This is a genomic window from Eisenbergiella sp. OF01-20 (assembly GCF_003478085.1).
In the GTDB taxonomy this organism is placed as follows: Bacteria; Bacillota; Clostridia; order Lachnospirales; family Lachnospiraceae; genus Eisenbergiella.
On record NZ_QUES01000012.1, the window covers coordinates 98696 to 124215 of the forward strand.

Genomic DNA, 25520 nt, shown 5'->3' on the forward strand with positions numbered 1-25520 from the left:
GGAACTATACTATGCGGTCAACCTTTTCAGGCCTGAGCATGGCTCTTCTGGGACTGAACGCCAGTCAGAAGGCCCTGGATGTGACAGGACAGAACATTACCAATATCAATACAAGCGGCTATACAAGACAGCGGCTGGATCAGTCCAGCATCAGTCCCAGCGGGGCCAGCTATTTCAACATGGTCTACGGAGCGAAGGTAGGACAGGGGGTTATGGTGACGGGAGTCAGCCAGATACGGGATCCTTTTCTGGATATCCAGTACCGGAACCAGCTGACCAAGGTAGGTACGGAAGATGCGAAAAACGAGATTCTCAAAGGGATTGGGGATGTCTTTGACAATGTGGATGTCTCCACTATACAGGATGCCCTGGATGATGTGGTGGATCAGCTTCAGGTTCTTTCCACCAAGGTGGGACAGAAAGGCAACGACAATCTGGTCCGTTCTTCCTTTGAAGTGCTTTTGTCCTATATCCATCAGAATGCCACGGATTTGAAAAAGGTGCGCACGGAACTGGAAACCAAGATGGGCACAACCGTGGTTCCGGACGTAAACCAAATCCTTTCTTCCATCCAGAAGCTGAATGATTCCATCAAGGCCAGCCAGGTGCAGGGGAATCCGGCACTGGAACTGAAGGATCAGCGGAATGCCCTGCTTGATGACCTTGCCACGTATCTGCCTATCGATGTGGTTTACGGGACGGAGAATGTGGGAGGAGGCTTTAACGTGGAAACCCTGAGCGTCAAGCTCAGAGGGGTGACGAATGGCGGAAATGATATCTATTTGATAAAGGATGGGAAAAAAGGGGAATTCTCCTATTCTACCGTGGATGGAAAAGGAAAGCTTGAATATACCGGGATTGATGGGATGACGACTCTGGATCTGACGGATAAGCTGCCGTCCGGTATTCTCAAGGGCAACCTGGATATGTTGAATAAGGAAGGGGCATTCGACGGTTCCACAGTAAAGGGGATTGGTTATTATGAGAAAGTGTTCGATTCCTTTGTAAATACTCTCGCCACAGAAATGAATAAACTAAATAGCCAGTATACCGGCGTAACCGGTGCAGGAAACCTGTTTGAGGCGACTGGCGGAGGCGTGATTACCGCTTCCAACATCAAAATATCCGATGGCTGGATGAACGGGACAGTCAAACTGATCGCTTCCGAGCATGCCGATGTGGAAGGAAACACGGATCCGGATAATATACTGGAGATGAAAGCCCTGCTTTCTACGGATACCATTACGTTTTACGCATTGGATAAGGATGGAAACAGGCTTCAGGATGCCGCCCACAATGATATTGTCGTGTTCGAAGGAACGATGCCCGCCGCATATGCCAACATCCAGGCGGAGCAGGGAATTGAGAAAAAGTCCACCCAGGCAATCCTAAACAACCATACCACGGTGCTTGCCAACGCGGCGGATGCCAGGGATTCCGTCATGGGCGTAAACCTGGACGAAGAGGTGATGAACCTGATGCGCTATCAGCAGTCCTACGGTGCGGCGGCAAGGCTGATGACGGTTATGGATGAAGCGCTTGACAAACTGATTAACGATACAGGTATGGTAGGAAGATAACAGGAGGTATTGACAGATGCGCATAACTACAAATATGCTGATGAGAAATTACCAGAATAGTCTAAGCAAGAGTATCGGCGGCCTGTCGGATTCCCGTAATGCGGTACTTACCGGGCGCCGGTTTACCAAAGCGTCGGAGGATCCCAGCGGAGCCTTGTCGGCTTCTTCCCTGGAACGCAAGTATGTGAGGAACAAGTCTTATCTTACCACGATAAAAGAGGTTCAGTCCCGTCAGGATGCCCAGGAAGATGCAGTCATGCAGATGAATAAGATATGCCAGACCATTGACCGCGATTATTCGGTCAGTGCCATGAGCGGGACAAATATGGAGCAGAGCATCCGTAAAACCTATGCCACCGCGATGCGCGAGCTCCAGAATTCCATGGTCAGCAGCCTGAACGCCCAGTACGGGGAGGAATTTGTATTTGGCGGGGCGATGGGGATGAAGGTTCCTTTTGAGCTTAAGGAGGACGGAACCCTTACCTACCAGGGGATTGATGTCAATTCCACAGATCCGGCGGATCAGGCCAAGCTGAAGGAATTATCCAAAGAAAGCACTTTTGTGGATATTGGCTTCGGGCTCAGCTTTGAGACAGACGCATCCGGTAAGAAGAGCGTGGTGTCCTCCAGCGCCTTTGATACCTCGCTGCCCGGAATCAATGTGATTGGTTACGGCGATAAAAACCTGATAACCACAATTGGGAAAATGGCAGATCTTCTGGAAGCGGAAACGTTTGACAAAGATGCCTATTCCGCCCTTTGGACCGATTTCCGGGAAGGGGCTACCGCGCTCACGGATGTGTCTACCAAGCTGGGAACGAAAACCACTCTTCTGGAATCCACCCAGACAAGACTGACCGATTTGGATCTGGCTTTGTCCACGCAGATTGACAGTATTGTAAATGTGGATCCGGCGGAGGCGCTGATGAATTATTCCTGGGCGAATTATACCTATACGACAGCGCTTAAAGTAGGCACGAACATCATTTCGGCATCATTACTGGATTTTATAAGCTAGTCAGGTGTAAGGAGGCATTGTGTCATGGAACAGCTTTTACAGATCAAAACGGTACCCATCAGCTATGAGCTGAAGGTGGAGAATGCAAGGCTGGAACGAAGGAACGGGACGGCGGAGGTTGAAATCAGCCGGGACAAGGGAGGTATGCATATCAAAAGCCGCCCTGTAAAGGTAAATATTGATTCTTTTGAGGCCAGGAATTCCATCCTGCCAACCACGGCCACCAGCATCAGGCAGGCGGCACAGAAGGGACAGATGGCTTCCTATCAGGCGACGGCCCAGTATGCGGCGGAAGGAAAACTGATGCTGAAAGCACAGATAGGGCAGGGAAATGAGATGCTGAATCAGATTCTGGAACAAAGAACGGCACAGCCCACAGGAGATTTCGGAATGACCTTTCTTCCCACCGCACAGGCACAGCTTTCTTGTGTGCCCCCTTCTCTTACCATCGAATATGAGATGGATAAGCTGAATTTTGATTTGAAGGTGGATAAGGGCCAGGTGGAATTTATACCGGGAAATATTGAGCTTTCCATAGAACAATATCCGGATGTGATCATTCAGTATGTAGGTAAGCCGATATATGTACCCCCCAGTGTGGCGGAGCATTTTAACGGGGAATTTATTGATGTGAAAGCATAAGGATGAATTATCAGAAAACGGAGTGGAACGTATGAAGGCTGATACCATGTATTTTGGCAGGATAGAGTTCGATAAGAAGGAACTCATCCGGTTTGAGGAGGGTCTTTTTGGTTTTGAAAGCCAGAAAGACTTTCTTCCTGTTCCCTTTGAGGGGGAGGAGGATGCGGTTCTCTGTCTGCAGAGTATTTCGGACAGGGATATCTCATTTCTCATTATGAATCCTTTCCGTTTGTATCCTGCGTATGAACCCAAGCTTGGCAAGGTGGATTACCGCAAACTGGGTACGGCAAAGGAAGAAAACCTTTCTTATTATGTCATCTGTGTGCTCCGGGATACGCCGGAGGAAAGTACGGTAAACCTGAAATGCCCGGTGGTGGTGAATACGGTTACCAGAAGGGCCGTGCAGGTGATCCTGGAAAACAATACTTACGGATTCCGGCATTCCCTTTCGGAATTTGCAGGAAAGGAGGCCTGATATGCTGGTACTTCGCAGAAAAAAGGAAGAAGCCATCCGGATAGGCCCTGACATAACGGTGACCATAACGAATATCGGGCAGGATTATGTGAACCTGGCAATTGACGCGCCGCGGGAAGTCAATATCCTGCGTTCGGAACTGGCGGAGGCGGCGCAGGCAAACCGGGAAGCAGCCAAGGCCGATCCCCGGTCGGTAAAGGCGCTTACAGGTATGCTGCAGAAACAGAAGGAAAACCAAGATCAATGATACGGAAGAAACCTACGATTTTTACAGGAATACTCATACTGCTTACAGGCGCTTTCCTTTTGGGGAATTTGTCCGTACTGGCACAGAACCGCTCTTCCGGAGATTTGAAGGTGAGCGGAGGAACCTACGGCAAGGATTACCGTTATGAGGAAAATACCCTTGTCATACTGACGGATACGGCGCTTACCGTCTCGGGAGAGAGCAGGAAGGACCGGATACAGGTAAAAAGCGGGACAGACGCCAGGATTACATTAAAAAATGTGGACATCAGGGTAAGCGGCTGTGCGCTGGATGCGGGAAGCGAGACGGCGGTCATAAAGCTAAGCGGGACCAATTATCTGAAAAGCGGGGCCAAATATCCCGGCATCCTGGTGCCGGAGGGCACAAGTGCGGAAATCTCCGGCGGCAGGAAGGACAGCGTTACCGTGTTCGGGGGAAGCCAGGCTGCCGGAATCGGCAGTGAAAAGGACAAAGCCTTTGGTGAAATAAAAATTACAGGCGGCACGGTTACGGCTACCGGCGGCGCAAAAGCGGCGGGCATCGGTAACGGCTTCCAGGGATCCGGCGGCAGGATCCGGCTGGAAGGAGGCAGAGTCAGTGCCTATGGAGGTGCCGGAGCTGCGGATTTGGGCTGCCCGCAGGAAGGAAACGGGACGGCAGGAATTACCCTTTCCGGGAACGGAATCCTTTCTGCTGCGGAGGTTATCGGCAACAGCACCTATGAAGAGGGAATCCTTTTTACGGAAAAAAGCGGTGTGGTTTACGGGTCGGTAATTCTGTCTTATCCGCTGGAAATCGCTTCGGGACAGACGTTTACCATCCCTCCGGAAAGTGACCTGGAAATCCCGGCAGATATCAAATGCGTGAACAAGGGTGATATGTATGTCTACGGAACGCTGAAGACAGCGGGAGTATTTGACAATAAGGGACAGATATATGATTATGGGGAACAGCTGGCAGATGAGGTGGGAATTACCGGGAATCCGGTAGTTTCCCGTGATATCCGTGATATTTACCTGGCGAATGGAAGCGTCCGCTTCACTAAGGAAGGCTATGAACAAAGCGGGATGCTTTTTCCGGACGACAGCGGCTTTGGCAGCTATACCATTTTCGGGGAAGGGGAGGAAAGCGCCGCTTCTATCGATGTGGAGGCAGGACTTTCACTGACCTGTACTCTGAAGGAGGTGCTCCTTAACCCGGAGACAGGTAAGAGTGCGCTGACTCTTGGGGAGGGCGCTTCGGTACAGCTGCTTCTGGAGGGGGATAACCGGTTCGGCGGAGGCAGTGCTTCGGATCGGATCGTACTGGACAAGGATGCGGATCTGGAGCTTTCCGGAAGCGGGACCCTGGCCCTGGAGGGCGGAAATGGAAGCAGGCTGGTCCTTCAGGGAACCGCAGGAGCTTCTGCATCCTCTGCATCGGAAGAGGAGGAAGCGGACGGCGGAGACGGAGAAGAACAGCCGGCGGAAGATGTTTCCGCAGACGGAGAGGTGAGAACGATCCCGGTTGAGGAGACGGAAAACATAATGGAAGCCGTACTCACCTATGATATGCTGGAACAGATGACGGAAGAAAAACAGGATCTTGCCATAGAGGGCAGGATGGTACAGATAGCTATGGACTGGCGTGCGGTGAGGGAGCTGTACCGGGAAACCAGGGGGGATGTGACGATACGGGTGCGTCCGTTTACCATAGGCCCCGCTTTTCCCCTTGCTGCACAGTACATAGCGGACAGGCCGGTGTATGATATCCAGATCGTGGAAAAGGACGGGGGAAAAGAAACCGTGCGCAGCGTTTCCTTTGAGGATGGGACGGTTCAGCTGATGATCCCTTACAGCAAACCCTCTGCAGAAGATGCCAGAAAGCTGTATCTTGTCTACGTGGGGGCGGATAACACGCTGGACTGGATTAAGAATTCCTATTATGATGCCGGTAAAGAACGGATGGTATCAGAGGTCAGGCACTTTTCTGTATATGGAATCGGCAGCCAGGCGGCACCGGCGGCGGTGTCGGGAAACGGTGTCTGACGGGATGGACTTTAATAAATAACAGGAGAACTTTGGGATAGGAAGCAAAGCCTTCCAGGAAAAGAAGAGAACCGGACAGCGGCATGTCCGGTTCTCTTCTTTTCCTGGATATTATTATGCGGAGAAAATAATTACGTTTCTTCCGGAATCGGTTCAAAGGAGCCGATGGCTTCGCACACGTCGCACACATCCATAGGTTCCTGCCGCATCGCTCCGCAGAACATACAGCGGTAGCCGGGCCTGGGGGGCGCAGGCTGTGCGGATTCCTGTTCCTCAGCCGCTGCCGGCTGGCTTTTCAGCTGGATCAGCGCCCGTAAAAAGGCTTCCTCATGATTTTTTTCTATGGCGGCTACCTTCTCAAACATGCCGGCGATCTCTTCAAAACCCTCTTCTCTTGCCACGGCGGCAAAGCCGGGATACATGCTGCGCCACTCCGAATTTTCACCGGAGGCGGACTCCATGAGATTGCCGGAGGAATCTGACAGGGGGCCGTTGAGGAGACTGTACCATATTTTGGCATGATAGGTTTCATTGCGTATCATCTGTTTGTAAAGATCGGCCACACGATAAAGCCCTTCCTTTCTGGCAGCTTCCTCATAAAAGGCATATTTGGAACGGGCGAGGGATTCCCCCGCGAGAGCGGCCTTCAGGTTTTCTTCTGTTTTGGTGTTTTTCAGTTCTTTCATTTCCGTTATCCTTTGTCTTATTTTTTATTCAGGTAATTCATAAGTACCCTGGGAATATTGGCGCAGGAGGACTGGACACATACGCCGCCGATATTATGGGCGACCATAGGCATACCGTACACCACACAGGACTCCTTGTCCTGGCCGATGGTATAAGCGCCGGCCCTGCGCATCTTCAGCAGACCGTCGGCGCCGTCGTGTCCCATGCCGGTGAGGATGATCCCCACGCCGTTGCTCTGGACAGCGTCGGCCATAGAATGGAACAGGACATCCACAGAGGGCATATGGCCGTTTACCTTTTCCCCGTTAAAGCAGGAAACCGTATACGAAGTACCCAGGCGCACCACTTTCATCTGCTGGCTGCCCGGGGCTATCAGCACTTTTCCTGGTTCTATCCTATCGCCGTTAGCGGCCTCCTTTACCTGCAGCCTGCAGAGCCGGTCAAGACGCTGGGCATACATCTGGGTAAAGCCCTCCGGCATATGCTGGGTAACCACAATGCCGGGCATGTTTTCCGGAAGCTCCTGGAGGATCTGAAGCGTGGCCTCTGTCCCTCCCGTGGATGCGCCGATAGCTATGACCGTGGATTGCAGGACGGCGGAGTTTATGGGAGACAGCCGGGGGATTAAAGGCGACAGGAACTCCTTTTTCACGGGAGTCTGGCCTGCCACATGCACCTTCGAACGGGAAGCAATGACAATTTTGGATGCCAGGCTGTCAATAAATTCCTGGCGTCCGTAATTCCCTGCGGTGTTCGGTTTCCTGACAAAATCCACGGCGCCGTTGGAAAGCGCCTCAAACACGTTCATATTCACTGCGGATACCATGATTACCGGAATCGGATGTCTGGGCAGCACCTGCCTGAGAAATTCGATTCCGTTCATTTTGGGCATTTCCACATCCATGGTGATGACATCGGGAGAACAAAGAGGGATTTTTTCCATGGCCTCATAAGCATTGGCCGCATAGCCCACGATCTGGATCAGCTTGTTTGCCTGAGGAAGGCTGCTGGTGAGAAATTGGCCGAAAACCATGGAATCGTCCACCACCAGGACTCGGATTGTAGCATTTAGAAGCATTTTTTCATCGCCTTTCTTTAACTGCCGGACTGTTTACGGTAGGTGGCCGGCATAATATAGTCATATCGGGTGGAGGTTTTGTTCAGGCTTTCCGAATGGCCGATAAGGAGATAACCTCCCGGGGCAGTGGCATCGTAAAAACGATCCACAAGGCTGTCTTTGGTCGCCTGATCGAAATAAATCATCACGTTCCGGCAGAATATCACATCGAATTTCAGCTTGAACCGGATGGGATCCATCAGATTGAAGGTTTTGAAAATGACGTTGGACTGCAGGGACGGCTTAACCGTCCACAGTCCGGTGTCCCTGGAATGCTCAAAGTATCTGGTTTTCCAGGCCGCAGGAAGCCTGGAGAGGGACTCCTCGTCATATTGGGCATTCTGGGCAGCGGTCAATGCGTTCTGGGAAATATCGGTGGCCAATATCCGGGTATCCCAGTATCCCTTTCCTCCGAAATATTCCTTTAGCAGCATGGAGATGGTATAAGGCTCCTGGCCGGTGGAACAGCCTGCGCTCCAGATACTGAGCACGTGATCCTTCTTTTTCTGCTCCAGATAAGGGAGGATGGTGTCCCGGAAGAAGGTGAAATGCTCTTCTTCCCGCATAAAAAAGGTATAGTTTGTGGTAAGCCGGTTCAGCATGCCGTCAATATCCGACGGGGTGGCTTTTGTGAGGATATCATTTACATATTCCGTAAAGCCGGGATAGCCTTTTGCCATAATGTCGTTGGACAGCCTTCCCATGATGAGCTGTCTCTTCTGGGAAAGATCAATTCCGTAATTTTCCCTGATAAAAGTATATAAGCGTTTAAAATCGTTATCACTGATTGTTAACATCCTGTTGACTCCTGTTTTTGGTTATTCAATGAGGGCTTCGTAATTCAGCAGGAGGATCACGGTCCCGTCCTCAAGGGAAACCATGCCGTTGGTCAGTTCCTGCCTGTTTTCCACAGGGATGGGGGAAGCATCGGACAGATCGATGTCCAGTACCTGGGACACACTGTCAACCATCATTCCGATTGTGGTGGACAGAATCTGCAGGATCACGGTACTGTGGGATTCCGGGCTTTCCATTCCGCCCACACGCAGACGGAAATCGATGATGGGGATGATCTGTCCCCTGAGATTGATGATTCCTTTAATATAATCGGGAACCATGGGCAGGGGGCGGACGGAATAGTCGGTTATGATTTCCACCACATTCATGGTATCCACGCCGTAGGTCAGGCCGTTGGCGATAAAGGTAAGGTAGCTCTTTGTTTTTTCATTCTCTTCGTTGGTCTGGATTTTAGCCATTGTCAAAGCCTCCGTATTCGTTTCAGGCAGGGGGTCAGAAAAGGGCCTGTGCCGCCTGGTATACATTTGATATTTCCAGGATGATGCTGATATTTCCATCTCCCAGGATCGTACATCCGCTGATGCCGGAATTCTTGATGTTGAAATTGTTCAGGTAGGAGGGGAGCGGCTTGACCACCACCTGCTGTTCTCCTAACAGTTCGTCGATAAACAGGCAGTAGGATTTGTCGCTGGCTTCCACCCACATAAGCAGGCCCTCCGTGATACCGGTAATCGCCGAATCAATTCCATAGAGCTGATGGAGGCGTACCAGAGGATAAAAATCCCCCATACAGCGGATGAGTTCATGCCCTTCGGAATCATAAATGATATCCTCAGGCAGAGCCTTGAAGGATTTGCGGATATTGGAAATGGGGATAGTGAAAATAGTGCCTCCCACGGAAACCTCCATTCCGTCCACGATAGCAAGGGTGAGCGGTATGCGCAGAGTCATGCAGGTACCTTTGCCGTATTCGCTGGATATACCCACCGTACCGCCGATCGCTTCCACATTCCTCTTTACCACGTCCATTCCCACACCTCTGCCGGAGTATTCGGTAACCTCTTTATTGGTGGAAAAACCGGGAAGCATCAGCAGGGAAAGGATTTCCTTCTGGCTGTATTCTTCCTCCGGCTTTACCAGCAGCCCGTTCTCCCTGGCTTTGGCCAGGACGGAGGCAGGGTCGATTCCGCGGCCGTCATCGGTTATGGTGATGATGACCTCGCTGCCGGTATGGCGCGCCGCCAAGACGATCTCACCCTGCGGGTTTTTCCCGGCCCGGACACGGTCGTCCGCGGCTTTTTCAATCCCGTGGTCCATGGCGTTTCTTACTATATGCATGATGGGATCGCTGATGTTGTCCACGATACTTTTGTCTACTTCCGTATTCTCGCCTTCAATGGTCAGCCGTACATCCTTATTCAGCTCCTGCTTCATATCCCGGACAATCCGGTTCATTTTCTGGAAGGTGCCGGAGATAGGCACCATCCGCAGGGACATGGCGATATCCTGCAGGTCGTCGGTGAGCTTGCGCAGCTGCCTTGCGGATTTGAGGAAGCTGTCCAGCTTCAGGCCGTGCAGCTCCGGGGAGGAAATCACCATGGATTCGGTGATGACGATTTCCCCCACCACCGCCATCAGCATGTCCAGCTTGGTCAGGTTCACGCTGATCAGGTTCTGTTTCACCGGCGCGTTATGGGCGGCGCCGGGAGCCGCCTTTTGGGCGGGAGAAGCCTTCGGAGTGTCGGGCGCTGTGCCGGATGCCGTGGCCTGCCGTGTTTCCGGTTCCCGGTATTCCGGGTTGTCCAGCAGTTCGTAAGAATGGAGATTGTTGATATCCTTGATGACCGCAATGGCGGTTTCCGCCATTTCCTTCGCGTCAAAGGCGAGAAAAAAACCGTCCCGTATAATGAGTTCAGCCGTGCCGCTGTTGTTCTCGATGTCCGCCGGATAAAAACGGAAATCCGTGATGGCATCCTTCAGGGAGGTTACCAGCATGAAAGCTCTCAGGTTTTCCATGCCGCAGCCCTCATCAAAAAAGACACGCAGGAAGCAAATCCCCGGATCCGGGGGAAGTGAGGCCCCGTTCCGGGATTGTACGGCAGGGGAGGGAGCGGGGGCGGCGGCCTGCGGGGCCGCGGAAGCCTTTTTTCCTCCGCCGTCTTTACTGATTTTATCCAGAAAACTATTAATTTCTTGAATTATACTGTCGATATTAGTACTGAGTGGTTCATTTTTTTCCACCTTGCGGACTTCTTCCCGCAGTTTATCGGTGGATTTAAACATGAGGTTAAACAGCTCTGATTTATGGGAACTGCTCAGACTGCTGATTCCATTCTCCCGTATGAAAAAGAAAACGTCCTCAATATGGTGGGCAATGGTCATGAGGGAAGAAAATTCAAGCATGGCAGAAGAGCCTTTGATCGTATGCATGATACGGAAGATTTCATTCACATCATCCGAGGTAAAATCCGCATTTTTTTCTGCATTGATCAGCAGTTCATCAAGCTGTTCCAGAAGGGAATTGGTTTCGAATAAATAAGTATCCAGTAGGTTATCCAGAGTGTTATCCATAATTCTTTTACACCGCCTTATCTGATCAGATATTTTATGTTTATGACATATTTTATATATCGGCTAAAAAATACAGAAAATAATTGGAGTTGCAAAAAATGTCTAATATTTTGAAGGTCACCACGCCCGTCGGAGGGTATGAAAACAAGAATAATATGAAAATGAATCCGACCTCAAGCGGGGAGCTGCAGCGCGTCCAGGCCCCCATTGAGCCGCAGAAGGTACTCAGGCCGGATGCCAGGAATGACGCCGGACAGGATAAAAATACACAGCTGAAGCTCAATTATGAGTCCAATTACAATAATTTTATCAAGATGCTGCAGTCCACCGGGGATCAGGTGGAGGATCTGACCCGCATTCTGATGCAGAAGAGGGAGCTGCTGATCCAGTCCGGCATGGACGGGAATACGGCGGAGGAAATAGCGCGTTTCTTTTCCATGATAGGGCTGAAGGAAGGAGATATGGCTCTTTTCCTGAAGCAGCAGGCGGATATGGGCGTGCGCTTTAAGGGGCCTTTGTTCGACCTGCTGCGGCAGGTGATGGAGCAGACGGATTCCGTGGATCTGAAAGCTTCTATCCTGGATTTTGTCAGGCGCTACGGCGATATGGCATCCGGGGGACATATCATGCAGACGATTGTGGATGCCCTGCACAAAGCCGGAAAATACATGTATTCAAAACAGGCAGGGGAGCTGGAACAGATGACCGGCCGCCTTGCTTTCGGAAAACAGCATGCAAACGGAGAAACACAGAAAAATACAGCCCTTTTAAAAGAAAAAATCCTTCCGCTTCTGAACCGTTATATCTCCGCGACCCATGACAGGGGGGAGCTGCGCAACTTTGCGGCCCATATCTCGTACCAGCTCGCCCGGTATGAAAACGGCAGCATGGAGGGGCTGATGCAGAGCTTCCGTAAGCTGCTGGGCTATCAGGGGGTTAGGAAGGTTTTCGGGGATATGGACGAATCCCTGGTGGAATCGGTGCTTCACAAGGCGGCAGGAGAAAAGGCGGACTGGAACAGAGGCTTCCTGGACATCCTGCGTTCGGGCATGAACGGCGACAGCAGTATGGAAGCGAAGCAGATAAGCCGGAATGTGATCCAGTCCATCCTGCTGAATGAAAGCGTGTACATGCCGGTGCTCCATCTCATGCTTCCTATGGTGGTGGAGGATAAGCTGATGTATTCCGAACTGTGGATTGACCCCGATGACAGGGGAAACGCCGCGGAGGAAGAGGACGGGCCGGCGGTGAGGGCACTTATTAAATTTGATATCGAACAGCTTGGTTTTTTTGATATGTTTCTGCTTTACAGGGACGGGAAGATGGAAATGCAGCTGGATATCCCGGACAGCCTGCTGGAGAAAGAAAAGGAAATCCGGCAGAATGTGGGACGTATTTTATCGGAAAACGGGATACGTCTGGAGAATCTGGTGACCGGATCCAGCAGGGAGTCCATACCCATTACGGAAGCATTTCCCCAGATTACAGAAAAAAGGAGTGGAGTTAATGTCCGAGTTTAAGGAGACCTTGAATAAAAAAGCGGTGGCCCTGACTTATGATGAAGAAAGGCAGGGTGCACCGGTTATTGTCGCTTCAGGCATGGGATATATGGCAGAAAAGATCGTGGAGGTAGCCTCCCAGAACGGCGTGCCGGTCTATGAGGATGATTCCCTGGCAACCATCCTCACCCAGATGGAGCTGGGAAGCCGTATACCGGAGGAACTATACCAGGCCGTTGTGGATATCTACGCGTATTTCCTTCATTTCGTCCCCGGAAAAGAACGGGAAACGGAAGAAGAGGATAAAGAATGAGTTAATTTTTAGGCCGGGTTTCCATCTGAAAAATATAACCCCGCAGCATGCTTTCCGCATTGGAGGAAAGATTCTCAAAACAGCAGCCGTAGCCGAACCGTTTATTCCCCAGTTCATTCTTGCGCAGAACCCGGGCCTGAAACACAAAGGGAAGGATGTTATGGTAAAAGCGGATCTGGAAGGAAGGAACAGGCAGAGGCTCTGCGGTAATAAAATAAAGCCCTCCTGCGGAAAGATTCGTCGTAATACCGGCCACCGTTACCGGCTTCTTCCCCTGCGCATCGGAATAAGTCACACGGATGGACAAGGATATGGAAAGCCGGAAATCCTCATGCCGGTTTACCAGATCCTGTATGCTTTGTATCCGGCACAGGGCCTTGTGATAACCTTTCTTCTCCGGATCCGGACGGATATCCAGCAGGTCGCAGGTACAGGTTACCAGCCCGTTTACGGAATCATAAAAAAGCACGGCCTGCCCGCAGATGCTTTTCTTTCTGGGGTTCCAGTCCGTAAAAGAGAGTGTGATTTCCTCATCGCCGGAAAATTCCACGTCAGCCTGACAGAGAAAGGAATTGTTCTTGGGATGAAGAAGGTAGCATTTTCGGCAGTTTTTAATTGGCAGCACTTTCGTTACCTCCGGAAGTATAAATTTTTACAATCCTGTTATTCTATCGGCTGTCTGCCGGCAAATATTAAGTCCCGAAGTAAAAAAAGTTCCGCCTGTGCGGTTGAGAACCGTCCGGTGTAAATACGCCGGGCGGTACCAGGGGGTTACCCCCGGCCGGGCGAATCCCCTTCTTTTTTATGCCTGCGGCCCGGAAACAGGGTGGCGAGGCCGGCGGGAAGCAGGAGCAGAAGGCCTGTGCCTGCTAGGATCAGGGCATATTCTGTAAATGCCTTTTGGTTATTCCCAAAGGCTCCGTTCAGAAAAGGAATGCCCAGAGCGATGGTGAAGTACCAGAATAGCGGCGGGAGGCATCTTCGCAGGAAAGTGAGGACGGGGGCGGAGGCCGGAACGCAGCCGGAACGGGCCGGCTGTCTCGTAAGCGGGGGCTGTCCGGTGAACGCTGCAGCCAGGCGGTAAAGGATAAAGAGGGCGGTGAAATAGACAACGGCCCCCGTAATCGTATGAAACCTGTCCGGCGTCAGCCATCCCCCGGAAAACAGCTCCCGGGGAAGGGAAAGGGGCAGATAAAGGGAAAGGACAATCCGTATCCCGTTTGCCAGCACCGTATATACATAAGAAAAGAGAAAACTGCATGCCGTCCAGCACATCTTTTTCCCCTTTGTGGGCATACGGTGTACGAAGGAATAAAGAAGCGTGGCAAAGGCAATGAGCAGGAACTGTACACCGGAGCAGGAAGCGGCAATGAGGAACCGGAAGGAATGGTTTACATACCCGGCTCCGGGTTCGTATACAAAAGGAATCCCGCTCAGGATCCTGACCCACCCTGCGGTGGGGGCCAGGATCCATCTGAGATCCGAAACAGCGGCTCTGCTGTAAAAATATTTTATCCCAAGAAGAAGGAAGAAGCCGGTCAGATAGAATATCCCGTTTTTTTGTACCATGGATTTGATGTCAGCTATTGTCATGCGTGTTCCCTTCCGCGATTGCAGGTTTCTTTTTTCCCGCCTGATACAAGGTATTCAGGAGCAATACCCCGGCCATGAGGAGAACCAGAAGGATGCCTGCCGGTTCGGAGCCTACGGTATACCCGCCCCCCACAGCCAGCTCCGAAACATTCATGGGAAGCGGAAGCGGCTGTTTCACATCCGTGCTTTTGCCTTCCGTATTGCGGACCTTTTCCGTTACGGCAATGAAGGAAGTATAGGGGGTCATCATACTGTATCGAAGGCCTAGTTCGGTTACTTCTTTTTTGGCGGCTCCCTCCAGATTTTCTGTAATCCCGTAGTCGGTAAGCCGTTCCACCCTGGTGCGCGCCCACAGGTACTGAATGATATTGTTTGCTTCCGCTGGCACGGCGGCGGATACCGGAATATCCTCTGCATAATCGCGGCCCCCGGTTTTCCCGGTGATGTGTATGGTCCCCGACGGCTGCCCCTTCCATTTCCCGAAAAGAATGACAGGCCTGCTGGCGAAAAGGGTGGAGAGCGCAGGCGGCTCTATATCATAAACCTCAAAGCCGTCATAGGTTACCTGGATGTCCGTCAACACAGGAGACTGTATATACGTGCGGAACCGTTCCGCCGCCGCAGCCGCCTCGCTGGTTTGTGTTACCACGAAGGATTCACCCAGCCCCGTCTTGGCTATGCCGTCTATCAGATACCGGTTGACCGAGCTTCCGATGCCGAAGGAGAAAAAGCTGGCAGCCCCGCTGTTGCTGCGGATAATATCGAAAATCTCCTGTTCCCCGGAAATGTAACCATCCGTGATGGCGATAATGCTTCTTGCGGCTCCCGCAGCGGCAGGAAGGGACAGTGCCGTTTCCATCGCAGGGGCCAGATCGGTTCCGCCTCCGCCCTCTTCCTGATCGATGAGGGCAATCGCTTTTTGTACATTGGCGGCGGTGGCGGGTACCGACGCAGGGGCCATCTGCTGTAAGGTATCGGAAAACAACAGGACATTAAAACGGTCGGTTTCCCGTAAGGTTCCGGCCAAATCCTTTATGAGCGCCTTTGCGGTATCAAGAGGAAAGCCGTACATGGATCCGGACACATCCAGGATAAATATATATTCCCGGGGAGGAATGGATTCCGGTGTAAATCGTTCCGGCGGCTGCACCATCAGCATAAAGAAATTCTCCGATTCCCCGGTGCCCAGCATAAGCCCGCTGCTTATTTCCTGGCCGGTTAGTTTATAATCCAGGATAAAATCCCGGTTTCCCGCAAATTCCTCCGGATGGGAAAGACTGACCTTCGCGCGGGTTTGGTTATCCCATGCCACGTCAATATCATGGGAAGTACACTCCAGCTGTGTAATGGGGAGGCCGGCGGAAAGGCTGACATCAATCGTATATTTCTCCGGCGACGTATCCCCGAATTTCAAAAAAGGGCTGGCAATCCACTTTTCCGTATCCAGGCTTAAGGGAACCGACGGGCTGGTATACCGAGGCCCTGCCACCGTGGGGAAAACGAACTGGTAAACACCGTCCGTGGGAGTGAGCAGTTCCGTATAATGCAGCTCAATGCGGATCGTATCCCCCGGCATGACATTTGCCACATCCATGGTAAAGACATTGGGCCGCTGCTGTTCCAGCAGGGAAGCGCTTTTCCCTTCGCTTTTGGCCTGTTCGAATTCCTGCTTGGCCTCTTCCTTTTCTTTTATCTTTGCCGTGATTATCTCATCGCCGATTTCCATTTTCATGCCGTGTACGGTCACTCTGGAGGAAGCCGGGAAAACATAGCTGGCGTTGATCGGTTCCTGTCCTTCGTTGGCGTAGGTCTGGGTGACGAAGGTTTCGGCAAAGACGCCGTTGATAGTGGTGGATACATTGGTTTCCTTCAATGGGAAGCGTTCTGTGGAGGACTCCATACCGTCGATAAGAAAGTAGGGAGCAAGGGCGGCGTCCGGATCCCCATCGTATTCCGATGCACGGACAACCATGGCAGGTGCGCCTAAAAGCAGCAGCAGGGACAGGATACAAAACCGGTATTTCTTTTTTTTCATGATGATTACCCCTCATTCGTTCCGACGGATCCTTGCGCAGGAACCGCAGTCTGTGATGTTTTTTGAAGACGGGGGCCGGTGACGGATGCAGCCCGGAGCAGGCCCTCCTGTCCTTTATGAATAGCTTAGTGTGTGCGGGCATCAAAATAGCATCAAAGATGCATCATTTTTGCATCATGTTACGGGAAAGGCGGCAAGAGGAAAAAGAAGGGTGTCCCCCAGAGTCTAAAATGCGTGTATTCCTCACTGAATTGCGGGAAAACCCTATTTCTTGCAGCAATGGATGGCGGTAAAATGTAACTGTTCAGTAAATGGCATACCAGTGATCCATCCAGCCGGGGAAAACCATGGCGGCACCAACTTTTTTTATCTACACCCCTGCCAGGATGGATGGGGATGAGAGAAAAGGAGAGATTATGAAAGTAGACAGAGTGGCAAGCGTACCAATCGTACTGCACGATCCTTATTTCAGTATCTGGTCGGGAACGGATAAGCTCTATGAATCCGATACCGTGCATTGGTGCGGAAAGAGGCAGAGGATCCGAGGTTACCTGACGGTTGACGGGGAAACCTTCTGTTTTATGGGGGACAGGGAATTCCATCAGGTCATTTTGCAGACAGGGCTTGAGATTACGGCGACGGGCACGGCTTATACCTTTGAAAATGACAAAATAAAGCTGAGGGCTGTCTTTACATCCCCGCTTTTATTGGAGGATCCGGTTCTGGTATCCAGGCCGTGTACCTATGTGGACTTTGATGTGGTAAGGAAGGCGGAGACGGCCGATGTGACCATCGATTTACAGCTTTCTGCGGATCTGGTGCGTTATACGCCGGGCGCGGTAGTGGGAGGGGCTTATCGGACGGACAGCTTTTCCTATGCGGTTATGGGAAAGGCGGATCAGAAGCCGCTGGGAAACAGCGGCGATAACATTACCATTGACTGGGGATATGCGTATCTGGCGGTTCAGGATGCCTATTCCCGGGTAGGTTTTGACCGGGGAGGGGAACAGTTGACGGCTTCCGTTAAGCTGGGGACGCAGTACGGACACGGGGAACTGGTGGTGGCATATGACGATCTGCTGTCTGTTAATTATTTCGGGGAATGGAAAAAAGCCTACTGGACCGAAACCTATGACACGATTCTGGATGCCATCGGGGCCAGCTTCGCGGATAAGGAACGGGTGCAGCAGCAATGCGCGGGGCAGGATGCCCGGCTGGAAGAACAGGCGTCTGCCATCGGAGGGCAGGATTATGCGCTGCTTTGCTGCCTGAGCTACCGGCATTCCCTTGCGGCCCATAAGCTGATCACAGATAAGGAGGGAAATCTGATATTCCTTTCCAAGGAAAACGATTCCAACGGCTGTCTGGGCACCGTTGATATCACCTATCCGTCAGCGCCGCTGTATCTGCTTTACAATACGGAATATGTAAAGGGAATGCTGCGTCCGGTATTTACGTTTGCCGCCTGCGATGTGTGGGAGTTTGACTTCGCCCCTCATGATGTCGGGCGTTATCCGTATGCCACGGGCCAGGTATACGGGCTGGACGGGGAAAAGAGCGGTACCGCGTATGACGGAAGCAACGGCTGTGTGTTCCCGTTCTTTTATCAGTATCCTGCAGGCAGCGGAATTTATGATCTCAGATACCAGATGCCGGTGGAGGAATGCGGCAATATGCTGATACTTACTGCGGCGGTATGCAAACAGGATGGTACGCCGGACTTCGCGGCGCCTTATTTTGAGGTGCTGAAGAAATGGTGTGAATATCTGCTGGCTTATGGGGCGGATCCGGGAGAACAGCTGTGTACCGATGACTTTGCGGGGCATCTGGCCCACAATGTGAATCTGTCCGCCAAGGCCATTATGGGGATTGAGGCGTTTGCCCTGCTGGCAGGCTGGCTGGGACAGGAAGAAATGGCGGAAGAATACCACAGGAAGGCTGTAAGAATGGCGCAGGACTGGGAAGAACGCGGGAATGCCGGGGATCATATGGCATTGTCGTTCGGTGCCGGGGATACCTGGAGCCTGAAGTATAATATGGTATGGGATAAATTCTTCGGAAGCGGCCTGTTCCGGGAGGAAGTTTTTCAAAAGGAAATCGACTATTATCGTAAGAAACAAAATACGTACGGGGTACCGCTGGATTCCAGAAAGAATTATACCAAAAGCGACTGGATTCTCTGGTGTGCCGCAATGGCGGAGGACAGGGAAAAGGCGGATGCGCTAATCGCCCCTGTGGCGGCCTATGTGAAAGAAACGCCGTCCCGGGTGCCTTTTTCCGACTGGTATGACACCGTTTCCGGGGAATACTGTCATTTTATTGCACGGAGTGTGCAAGGCGGTATCTTTATGCCTATGCTGATGCATAAATGACGGCCGCCCCGCCCCCGCTTACAGGAGATTGATTTTAAAATACGTGTGGTACGGTGTGTTGTGTGCCGCATACATAGGAACGAATGGGAGGTCGTCATACCAGAGTACGGGTATGCCGGCCTTTTTTTTCATGACAAAGGCATCCTCCGTGACAGGAGGCAGGTTCAGGGTAATCCAGTCTGTCCCGGGATGCAGGGCCGCCATTACAAGAGGGCCGTACATCAGGCTGGCTGCCGGCAGCCCTTCCAGGGGATCGGGCGTATAGCACAGGTGGAGACGGCAGGGCATATGTACCGTAATACGGTCGCCTCCGGCAAAATCACCCTCCAGAAGGGCATAGCCGCCGGATTGTCCGGTCAGGGAGTCCGCGCCGCAGAAGGTATCGTACAGGGGAGTTGCTTCTGCCGTACGAACAAAGGGCTGCGGGATATCATTGACACAGATGCAAAAGTCCTCCCGGCACCAGAAGGGAATGCGGAAGAAAAGCTTCAGACGGGCATTCCTGTCGGGTATGAACACACTGAAGGAGGAGGGAAAATCTGTTTTCTGGGTCAGTGTGATCCCTTTTTCCTCCCAGTACAGGGAGGAAGACAGGTAAAGCTGGATATACAGGCTGCCGTCGGCCCCCGCATGGTATATGTGCTCGGTATAACGGACATGGTTCTCCATGCCGGTGCCGTGGCAGCAGGTAAAATCATCATAGTCATTGCTGTATTCCCTTACGGCACCGGGGCCTATGGGCAGCATATACGTAACGCCGTGGTGGGCGTCCGGCCGGACGATCGGGTTCTGGCTGGCCGCGATCTGGTTATAAAGGGTCCTTTCGTAATAATCCATAAGCCGGCTGTCCTGCGGATCATAAAAGGAAAGCATACCGGTGAGCTTGAGCATGTTGTAGGCGGCGCAGGTTTCACAGTTTCGGCTGCCCTCAATGTTGCCTGCCAGGATATCCGGCTCTTTGAAATTCTCCCCTCTGCCCACGCCGCCGGTGGAATAGGCATAATGGGAGGTCACAAGCTCCCAGAAATTCCTGGCGGTTTGGTAATAATGGGGTTCTCTGGTGGTGATGAATTCCTGCAGGGCGCCGATCATCTGGGGGATATGCTGATTGGCATGCAGCCCGGAGATGGTGTCAAGCCCCCGGGCAAGTCCGTCAAAGACCGGGGTATTGTCAAACATGGCCGCAGCCTCCCGGAATTCTGTCTTCCCGGTTATCTGGTACAGGCGGGCCAGGGATTCGTTCATGCCGCCGTATTCTCCGGCGATATACATACTCCACATCTTATCCCGCTGCTGCGGGGCGGTGGCAGAAAGCCGCCTGTAAACCCAGAGGCCGATCCCTTCCGCACAATCCAGGGCGGTCCGGCTGTCCAGCTGCAGATAGCAGTCCAGCAGACCGGCCAGCAGCTTGTGCAGGGTATAATAGGGCGCCCAGATAGTGGCATAGGGGGTGAACTGCTCCAGCAGCGCAAACGGATCCGGGGGATAGGCCCCCAGATAGCCTTCGCCCCATTCGGCCGGGTTACGGCTCCAAAGGGACTGGGCGGCGTCGGCAGGCGTGCAGGCGGTGGCAAACGCCGCGGGATCGCCGGCGGACAACAGCTGCAGCCTGCGTAATTCCGTTATCATATATTCCGCCTTCTGTTTCCAGTAATCCTCATGCGTGGAGGCGCAGGCATAAGCCAGGGCGGAGAGAAAATGGCCGGTGGAATGGCCGCGCAGCAGTCCGGAAGGCTCTTCCCAGCCTCCCGGAGGCCGGGCGGACAGGGTGTCCTGCCCGAAGGTCCGGCGGAAATGGTAAAGCATGCGGTCGCAGTCCAACAGCTGCAGGTAATCCAGGCAGCGCTTCTGGTTGCCGCCAAAAAGAGACGAATCCAGCAGGGTGATTTCCCGGAGACGGACAGCTTTGGCGCGCGGAAGGGGAATTCCGGCAGCCGGACGGCCGCCTTTTTGGGGAAAACGGATGCGCAGCGGCTTTTCCTGGCCGTAAACCGGATACAGGGTGAGCGTAAATCCCCGTTCCCCTTTTGCCATGCCCAGCCCGGCTTCCAGAAAGAGCGTAACGGACAGCGGTTCTTTTTCCGGCCGGATAACCTTTCCAGCGGAGGATATATGGGCCGGATCGCCGCTTCTCCAGGTAAAACGGGAGCCGTTTGCCCCGCCTGTTGGCAGGGAAAGGTCTCCGGCAACGTGGCCCGGGAAAGGGAGGGTAACCGCATCCAGATCCTCCCGGAGCCGTTCCGCATCCGACGGCAGGGCAGGGACAAGAAAGGAAATGGTTTTTTCCAGCCTGCTGTCCCGGTAGGAAGCGGTAACCTGTAAACGGCCCGTCTGATCCGGACTGCCGGCCGCGGGCCGGATCAGACGCAGATCGCCGGTAATGCTATCCGGGGTCAGGCTTCTAAAACGGAAACCGGCTCCCAGGGATCCGGCAGTGGGCAGGACGGGAAGTTCTGTCATCCGGTCGGAAAAAAGACGGCAGAGCGCTTCCATTTCCAGTTCGAGGCGGGTCGGATCCGAAATGCGGAACAGGGAAAAAAGCTCTTTGCTGTCCAGAACACGGGAAAACACACGGATATCGGTAACGGACATGGATACCGCATTCTGCGACAGCGATCCGAAACCAAAAAAGCAGTCCGTACAGCCCGCCAGAGCCTCCGCATTCATACGCCGGTGGCTGGCTTCGGCGGCAGGGCTGCCGTCCACATAGAAGGAAAGGGCGGACGGCAGCCGGGTATCAAAGGTAACAGCCGCATGAAACCAGGTGTTTTTACGCATGGGAACCCATTCGGCAAGAGCCGCCTCCTGGCTTCGCCCGCCGGTGGTGGCTCCCGGGGACAGGAGGATGGAATCCGGATCATCGGGGCAGGGCTGTGCGGACAGGTAAAAGCAGCTGTCTTTCCCGAAAGAAAAGAGGGCGCCGTACCCGGCAAGCTCCTTCACCTTTATATAAAAGCTGACGGTAATGCCGCCGCCCTGCCGGATACAGCCGTCGGGCAGCTGCAGATAACCGCCCCGGGAGCCGCCGGTAAGCGTTAGGATCGGCAGGGAATGGCCGAAAACCGTTTCCTGTTCCAGAAAAGCGCCTCCTCTGTCCTGCCCCCGTATGACCCCTGCAAAACCGCTGCCGGAAACATCCGGCACGATGGTTCCGGATATATCCTTCATATCGTAATGCAGGGACGGCGGGGCGTGAAGTGTCTGATGCACGGTCATAATCTTTCTCCTCCTTATAATTGCCGGAAAATTACATCTTGATTATAAAAGCGGGGAAGAAGGAAAAGCAATGTACTTGTTGCACAAAAATTAATCGATTAACTTATATAAAATCACATATTGACTAATTGATTAAAAGTTAGTTATAATCAAAAATAATTAAAACATACGAATAAAAGTAATTAATCAGCAATAATATAGGAATAAATTTAATGTTGAAAAATCAAGCTCTGTTATGCCATACGATAATATGGCATTTCTTTAAAACTTTTAGTTATTCGATTAACTAACCACGAATAGCAGGATACGGCGGAGGATAATATGGCTACATTAAAGGATGTTGCAAAGAGGGCAGGGGTATCGACAGCTACGGTTTCCTACGTGCTCAATGATAAGCTGGATAAGGTCAGCCCTGAGGTGGCGGAGCGGATCCGGGAAGTCATGAAGGAGCTGGATTATCAGCCGAACATGATGGCGAGGGCGCTGCGTTCCAGGAAAACCAATATAATAGGGGTTCTCTCCGAGGATGTCACGACATTTCAGGTGAGCAGTGTCCTGAAGGGGATCAACCAGGCGGCGGATGAAATGAAATACCAGATTATTCTGGGAGATCTGGCGCTCAGCGATAAGATCTGGAACGGGCGCATCCAGGATTATACCCAGGTGGTCAACTACCGGGAGGAAATCCGGGAAAAGCTGAATATCTTCCGGGCGGCGGGCGTCAGCGGCGTCATCTATGTGGGTATGCATAACCGGGATGTGAGCAATCTGCTGAACACCGATATGCCTTTGGTATATGCGTATTGTTATACAAAGGAAGAGGGGGATATTACCGTAGACTGTGACAACCAGGTGATCTCCAGGGAATTGACGGAAAAAATGGCGCAGAAAGGGCACCGGCGGATTGGCCTGATCAGCGGGCCGGTGGATTCCGTTCCCACCTACCGCCGTATGATGGGGTATCAGGAAGCGCTGATGCAGCAGGGAATCCCGTTCGATCCCGCCCTGATCACGTATGGCAACTGGAGCGACGGAAGCGGCTACACGGCATGTATGCAGCTGCTGGCGCTGGAAAATCCCCCCACCGCCATCTACTGCATGAATGACTGGATGGCCCTCGGTGCCATGCAGGCGCTGAAGGAACGAAGCCTGGCAATACCGGGGCAAATAGAAATCGCCGGCTTTGATGACATTGATTTGTGCCGGTTTGTGGAGCCGCAGCTGACAAGCGTGGAGTTACCTATGACGGAAATCGGCAGGGAGGCGGCCCAGATTGTGGTGGATCTCATTGGCGGCAGGGAAATAACCAACAAGCACAGGGAGCTGTCCTGCTGTCTGAAGGAGAGAGAAAGCTTCCGGAGCCGTTCGGAGGCAGACAAGGGTTAACCGGCCCGTCTGCGGTTCTTAAGACAATAGGAAAATGGAGGAAGAGAAAATGCATGGAAAGAAATGGATGGCGCTGACACTTTGTACGGTCCTGACGGCCGGCCTGCTCACGGGCTGCGGCGGAGGCAAAGGGCAGCCTTCCGCATCTGCGGATCTGTCGAACGCACAGCTGGAGGGCGAAGAAAACGAATGGGGCTGGGTGGTGCCTGAAGAAACGCTGGTCCTGGATGTATACGGCGGCGAAGGGGACCAGGAAAAGCTGATGAAGGACGAATACGGCGGAAAAGCCAAGCTTGACACCTGGATGAAGGATAACCTGAATGTACAGGTCAACTGGCAGTTCTACAGCACGGCCATGGATGAAAAACTGAATCTGATGCTGGCAAACGGTGATTATCCGGCTGTTATCACCAACATGACGGATGAAATGGCGGATAAATTCATCGCCCAGGGGAAGGCGCTGGATTTGACCGAGGCGCTTGAAATGTATGGGGACAACATCACACGCCGGTACGGGAATTACCTGAATATGTTAAAGAGCGAGGACGGCCGTATCTATAAGCTTGCCAATCTCTATGGCTACAATCCCAACGTGGCAGGTTATGATTTCGGTATCCGTTATGATTATTGGAAGGAGCTTGGCGAAGACAAGATGTATTCCACGCCGGAGGGGTACTATGAGGCGCTGCAAAAAGTCCTTGCCAACCATCCTGTGAATGCCAACGGTCAGACTACCTATGCAGCCTCCAGTACGGATAAAGGGCAGAATTTCCTGAAAAGCATGCTGGCAGCCTACGGGTTTGTCAATGAATATAAGCACGACGAGGCGTCAGGTACCTTCACACATTGGCTGAATACGGAGGAAGGGCTTGCAATCGCCAAGTTCGTGAACAAGATGTATACGGAAGGTATGATTGACCCGGATTTCCTGAGCACGGATTATGAAACCCTGATGACGAAAATGCAGTCGGAGCAGATCCTTGGGAACTTCGGAACCTGGTGGTACGGATGGACCGGCGGCCATCAGTATTGGGCAACCCAGGATCCCGACAATTTTACCGTGGAAAAAAGGTTTGCCAATGTATCCGTCCATGCGGAGGATGTGGCAATGGAAGATACCACCCTGCTGACCGCCAATTTCCTGGGAAGCTACCGCTGTATCATTACCGATAAATGTAAGGATTTGGGTATGGTAATGCGTTACCTGAACTGGGAAAACAGCGAAATAGGCAACTTTATCATGGGCTGGGGTGCCCCGGATGAAGACAATGTCTGGAAAATAGACGAGGACGGAACCTGGCTGATGGATGATGCTATCCTTAACGTGGACACCAAGGAAACCACGTTCCATACCGTAAGGGAAAGCCAGAACGGCGGCGGTACCTATATGATCGCTTTGAACGGACAGTGGCTGCGCACCGACGATACCCAGAATTTTGACAATATCGATCCCCGGGTGGACCGAGTATCGGTATATGATTACTGGCCCGTGAATGAGGACGGAACCTTTTCCGATGAAGGAATCCGTTTAAGCTGGGGGTATTACAATGCCCAGGCGAAGGATATTTCCATGTATAATGTGACCTATGATCCCAATGCGGAAATCACCATTACGAAACAGACCATAAAAGATATGCTGGAAACGGAGTGGGCCCGTATGATTACCGCGGCTTCGGCGGAGGAATGCGAGCAGATCTTTATGGAAGCAAGAGAAAAATGCAACGGCCTGGGGCTGGAAGAACTGACCGAATATGTGAAGTCCCAGTACGAAGCCAATGTCACCAGGTTTGAAGGACAGGAAGGCTGACGGGCTGCGGTTCCGGCCGGACCGTTATGCTGACGGAATAACGCACATGGGAGGCGGCATGGTACGCTGCCTCCCATCTTTGTCCTTAAAATAAGGAAATTGCTGCCAAATAACACGTATTTTTGAATATACGGGGA

20 protein-coding genes are annotated in these 25520 nt (G+C 52.4%); 11 read left to right on the top strand and 9 right to left on the bottom strand.

What is annotated here, in order from left to right:
• Nucleotides 1-11: 11 nt before the first annotated feature.
• Genes flgK through DXA36_RS15535 form a run of 6 tightly spaced genes read left to right on the top strand, consistent with a single transcriptional unit; the run spans nucleotide 12 to nucleotide 5989 of the window.
• On the top strand, nucleotides 12-1580 hold the full coding sequence (gene flgK, locus DXA36_RS15510) for a flagellar hook-associated protein FlgK (protein ID WP_118680426.1): 1569 nt from the start codon (nucleotides 12-14) through the stop codon (nucleotides 1578-1580).
• A 16-nt stretch (nucleotides 1581-1596) separates the two neighbouring features.
• Nucleotides 1597-2598 carry a flagellin N-terminal helical domain-containing protein gene (locus DXA36_RS15515; protein WP_118680427.1) on the top strand — a complete coding sequence of 334 codons (1002 nt, stop codon included), beginning with the start codon at nucleotides 1597-1599 and terminating at the stop codon, nucleotides 2596-2598.
• Nucleotides 2599-2622: 24 nt separating this feature from the next.
• On the top strand, nucleotides 2623-3240 hold the full coding sequence (locus DXA36_RS15520) for a DUF6470 family protein (protein WP_118680428.1): 618 nt from the start codon (nucleotides 2623-2625) through the stop codon (nucleotides 3238-3240).
• A 31-nt stretch (nucleotides 3241-3271) separates the two neighbouring features.
• Nucleotides 3272-3715, top strand: coding sequence for a flagellar assembly protein FliW (gene fliW, locus DXA36_RS15525; RefSeq protein WP_118680429.1), 444 nt, complete (start codon nucleotides 3272-3274; stop codon nucleotides 3713-3715).
• A 1-nt stretch (nucleotide 3716) separates the two neighbouring features.
• Nucleotides 3717-3962, top strand: a complete 246-nt coding sequence (locus DXA36_RS15530) for a carbon storage regulator (RefSeq protein ID WP_118680430.1) — start codon at nucleotides 3717-3719, stop codon at nucleotides 3960-3962.
• Nucleotides 3959-5989 (top strand): hypothetical protein, encoded by a 2031-nt coding sequence (locus tag DXA36_RS15535; protein ID WP_118680431.1) that lies wholly within the window; start codon nucleotides 3959-3961, stop codon nucleotides 5987-5989. The genes DXA36_RS15530 and DXA36_RS15535 overlap by 4 nt, the downstream gene beginning before the upstream one ends.
• 131 nt (nucleotides 5990-6120) lie before the next feature.
• Here DXA36_RS15535 and DXA36_RS15540 read toward each other — a convergent pair whose 3' ends face one another.
• From DXA36_RS15540 to DXA36_RS15560, 5 genes are read right to left on the bottom strand one after another with little or no spacing between them, the layout of a single operon-like run.
• Nucleotides 6121-6675: a rubrerythrin family protein gene (locus DXA36_RS15540; protein WP_118680432.1), complete on the bottom strand. Its 555-nt coding sequence runs from the start codon at nucleotides 6673-6675 to the stop codon at nucleotides 6121-6123.
• Nucleotides 6676-6692: 17 nt separating this feature from the next.
• Nucleotides 6693-7754 carry a protein-glutamate methylesterase/protein-glutamine glutaminase gene (locus DXA36_RS15545; RefSeq protein ID WP_118680433.1) on the bottom strand — a complete coding sequence of 354 codons (1062 nt, stop codon included), beginning with the start codon at nucleotides 7752-7754 and terminating at the stop codon, nucleotides 6693-6695.
• A 17-nt stretch (nucleotides 7755-7771) separates the two neighbouring features.
• Entirely contained in the window at nucleotides 7772-8590 is an 819-nt protein-coding gene (locus tag DXA36_RS15550) for a CheR family methyltransferase (protein ID WP_118680434.1), read from the bottom strand.
• 21 nt (nucleotides 8591-8611) lie between these two features.
• Nucleotides 8612-9049, bottom strand: a complete 438-nt coding sequence (locus tag DXA36_RS15555) for a chemotaxis protein CheW (protein WP_118680435.1) — start codon at nucleotides 9047-9049, stop codon at nucleotides 8612-8614.
• Nucleotides 9050-9083: 34 nt separating this feature from the next.
• A complete protein-coding gene (locus DXA36_RS15560) occupies nucleotides 9084-11162 on the bottom strand; it encodes a chemotaxis protein CheA (RefSeq protein WP_118680436.1) in 2079 nt (692 codons plus the stop codon).
• A gap of 98 nt (nucleotides 11163-11260) precedes the next feature.
• Between DXA36_RS15560 and DXA36_RS15565 the strand changes: the two genes are divergently transcribed.
• Together DXA36_RS15565 and DXA36_RS15570 are read left to right on the top strand one after the other, a co-directional pair.
• Complete coding sequence (locus DXA36_RS15565) at nucleotides 11261-12682, top strand: hypothetical protein (protein ID WP_118680437.1); 1422 nt, start codon at nucleotides 11261-11263, stop codon at nucleotides 12680-12682.
• Nucleotides 12669-12974: an EscU/YscU/HrcU family type III secretion system export apparatus switch protein gene (locus DXA36_RS15570; protein ID WP_118680438.1), complete on the top strand. Its 306-nt coding sequence runs from the start codon at nucleotides 12669-12671 to the stop codon at nucleotides 12972-12974. Before DXA36_RS15565 ends, DXA36_RS15570 begins: the two co-directional genes overlap by 14 nt.
• Nucleotide 12975: 1 nt before the next feature.
• Here DXA36_RS15570 and DXA36_RS15575 read toward each other — a convergent pair whose 3' ends face one another.
• The 3 genes from DXA36_RS15575 to DXA36_RS15585 form a co-directional block, all read right to left on the bottom strand.
• The gene (locus DXA36_RS15575; RefSeq protein WP_182479097.1) at nucleotides 12976-13599 is read right to left on the bottom strand and encodes a PilZ domain-containing protein; all 624 of its coding nucleotides are present in this window, start codon (nucleotides 13597-13599) and stop codon (nucleotides 12976-12978) included.
• Nucleotides 13600-13745: 146 nt separating this feature from the next.
• A complete protein-coding gene (gene xrtK / locus DXA36_RS15580; protein WP_118680440.1) occupies nucleotides 13746-14567 on the bottom strand; it encodes an exosortase K in 822 nt (273 codons plus the stop codon).
• The gene (locus tag DXA36_RS15585; RefSeq protein WP_243114671.1) at nucleotides 14554-16602 is read right to left on the bottom strand and encodes a VIT and vWA domain-containing protein; all 2049 of its coding nucleotides are present in this window, start codon (nucleotides 16600-16602) and stop codon (nucleotides 14554-14556) included. The genes xrtK and DXA36_RS15585 overlap by 14 nt, the downstream gene beginning before the upstream one ends.
• Before the next feature lie 416 nt (nucleotides 16603-17018).
• On the opposite strand from DXA36_RS15585, the gene DXA36_RS15590 reads away from it, so the two are divergent.
• Nucleotides 17019-18974 (top strand): glutaminase domain-containing protein, encoded by a 1956-nt coding sequence (locus DXA36_RS15590; protein ID WP_118680492.1) that lies wholly within the window; start codon nucleotides 17019-17021, stop codon nucleotides 18972-18974.
• A gap of 18 nt (nucleotides 18975-18992) precedes the next feature.
• Here DXA36_RS15590 and DXA36_RS15595 read toward each other — a convergent pair whose 3' ends face one another.
• Nucleotides 18993-22190 carry a beta-L-arabinofuranosidase domain-containing protein gene (locus DXA36_RS15595; protein WP_118680442.1) on the bottom strand — a complete coding sequence of 1066 codons (3198 nt, stop codon included), beginning with the start codon at nucleotides 22188-22190 and terminating at the stop codon, nucleotides 18993-18995.
• Between the two features lie 321 nt (nucleotides 22191-22511).
• On the opposite strand from DXA36_RS15595, the gene DXA36_RS15600 reads away from it, so the two are divergent.
• The gene (locus DXA36_RS15600; RefSeq protein ID WP_118680443.1) at nucleotides 22512-23576 is read left to right on the top strand and encodes a LacI family DNA-binding transcriptional regulator; all 1065 of its coding nucleotides are present in this window, start codon (nucleotides 22512-22514) and stop codon (nucleotides 23574-23576) included.
• A 49-nt stretch (nucleotides 23577-23625) separates the two neighbouring features.
• Complete coding sequence (locus DXA36_RS15605) at nucleotides 23626-25383, top strand: hypothetical protein (RefSeq protein WP_118680444.1); 1758 nt, start codon at nucleotides 23626-23628, stop codon at nucleotides 25381-25383.
• Nucleotides 25384-25520: the final 137 nt, after the last annotated feature.

What these genes read in the sequence shown, in the direction of transcription:
- flgK (WP_118680426.1), top strand. Translation starts at nt 12, where the DNA reads ATGCGGTCAACCTTTTCAGGCCTGAGCATGGCTCTTCTGGGACTGAAC.
- DXA36_RS15515 (WP_118680427.1), top strand. Translation starts at nt 1,597, where the DNA reads ATGCGCATAACTACAAATATGCTGATGAGAAATTACCAGAATAGTCTA.
- DXA36_RS15520 (WP_118680428.1), top strand. Translation starts at nt 2,623, where the DNA reads ATGGAACAGCTTTTACAGATCAAAACGGTACCCATCAGCTATGAGCTG.
- fliW (WP_118680429.1), top strand. Translation starts at nt 3,272, where the DNA reads ATGAAGGCTGATACCATGTATTTTGGCAGGATAGAGTTCGATAAGAAG.
- DXA36_RS15530 (WP_118680430.1), top strand. Translation starts at nt 3,717, where the DNA reads ATGCTGGTACTTCGCAGAAAAAAGGAAGAAGCCATCCGGATAGGCCCT.
- DXA36_RS15535 (WP_118680431.1), top strand. Translation starts at nt 3,959, where the DNA reads ATGATACGGAAGAAACCTACGATTTTTACAGGAATACTCATACTGCTT.
- DXA36_RS15540 (WP_118680432.1), bottom strand. Translation starts at nt 6,675, where the DNA reads ATGAAAGAACTGAAAAACACCAAAACAGAAGAAAACCTGAAGGCCGCT.
- DXA36_RS15545 (WP_118680433.1), bottom strand. Translation starts at nt 7,754, where the DNA reads ATGCTTCTAAATGCTACAATCCGAGTCCTGGTGGTGGACGATTCCATG.
- DXA36_RS15550 (WP_118680434.1), bottom strand. Translation starts at nt 8,590, where the DNA reads ATGTTAACAATCAGTGATAACGATTTTAAACGCTTATATACTTTTATC.
- DXA36_RS15555 (WP_118680435.1), bottom strand. Translation starts at nt 9,049, where the DNA reads ATGGCTAAAATCCAGACCAACGAAGAGAATGAAAAAACAAAGAGCTAC.
- DXA36_RS15560 (WP_118680436.1), bottom strand. Translation starts at nt 11,162, where the DNA reads ATGGATAACACTCTGGATAACCTACTGGATACTTATTTATTCGAAACC.
- DXA36_RS15565 (WP_118680437.1), top strand. Translation starts at nt 11,261, where the DNA reads ATGTCTAATATTTTGAAGGTCACCACGCCCGTCGGAGGGTATGAAAAC.
- DXA36_RS15570 (WP_118680438.1), top strand. Translation starts at nt 12,669, where the DNA reads ATGTCCGAGTTTAAGGAGACCTTGAATAAAAAAGCGGTGGCCCTGACT.
- xrtK (WP_118680440.1), bottom strand. Translation starts at nt 14,567, where the DNA reads ATGACAATAGCTGACATCAAATCCATGGTACAAAAAAACGGGATATTC.
- DXA36_RS15585 (WP_243114671.1), bottom strand. Translation starts at nt 16,602, where the DNA reads ATGAAAAAAAAGAAATACCGGTTTTGTATCCTGTCCCTGCTGCTGCTT.
- DXA36_RS15590 (WP_118680492.1), top strand. Translation starts at nt 17,019, where the DNA reads ATGAAAGTAGACAGAGTGGCAAGCGTACCAATCGTACTGCACGATCCT.
- DXA36_RS15595 (WP_118680442.1), bottom strand. Translation starts at nt 22,190, where the DNA reads ATGACCGTGCATCAGACACTTCACGCCCCGCCGTCCCTGCATTACGAT.
- DXA36_RS15600 (WP_118680443.1), top strand. Translation starts at nt 22,512, where the DNA reads ATGGCTACATTAAAGGATGTTGCAAAGAGGGCAGGGGTATCGACAGCT.
- DXA36_RS15605 (WP_118680444.1), top strand. Translation starts at nt 23,626, where the DNA reads ATGCATGGAAAGAAATGGATGGCGCTGACACTTTGTACGGTCCTGACG.